The organism is Undibacterium sp. Di27W, from assembly GCF_049340345.1.
GTDB lineage: Bacteria > Pseudomonadota > Gammaproteobacteria > Burkholderiales > Burkholderiaceae_D > Undibacterium.
In genome coordinates, this window is the sequence record NZ_JBMPOS010000099.1 from 1 (window position 1) to 492 (window position 492).

The window sequence follows — 492 nt, forward strand, 5'->3', positions numbered from 1 at the left end:
TAGATGATAATGAAGATGCCGCAAATGCGCTCGGCCAGCTTCTCGAAATGATGGATAACGAGGTTGCTACCGCCTATGATGGAGAGACAGGATTCAAGGTCGCCAGGGCATTCCAGCCTGGCATCGTACTGTGTGATATCGGTATGCCGAAGATGAACGGCTACGACACCGCACGAGCTATCAGAGCCGAAGAATGGGGTAAGGATGTCGTACTTGTAGCATTGACTGGATGGAATCAAGGAAAGGACATGCAAAAGAGCGTGGATGCCGGATTTGATCATCATTTGGTTAAACCAGTAGAAGTCGATGCGCTGATGGCGTTGTTCGGGGCGAGCCAAGATAAATCTAGTAATCAGACATAAGCATTATGTAATAACGTCCCAAACGTTTTTCACATTTCGACTAAGAAGGATTGACTAAAGTCTTTAAAGCGTTGATAGCGTCGGGCAGCGATACATTGTCGTAAGGCACTACCGCTCCTAGATTCAATCT

At 47.0% G+C, this 492-nt stretch carries 1 protein-coding gene; it reads left to right on the forward strand.

The annotated features are described in order from the left end of the window. Window positions 1-362, forward strand: a 362-nt coding sequence (locus ACO0LF_RS31465; RefSeq protein WP_423021340.1) for a response regulator, incomplete at its 5' end; no start/stop codon positions are given. Window positions 363-492: the final 130 nt, after the last annotated feature.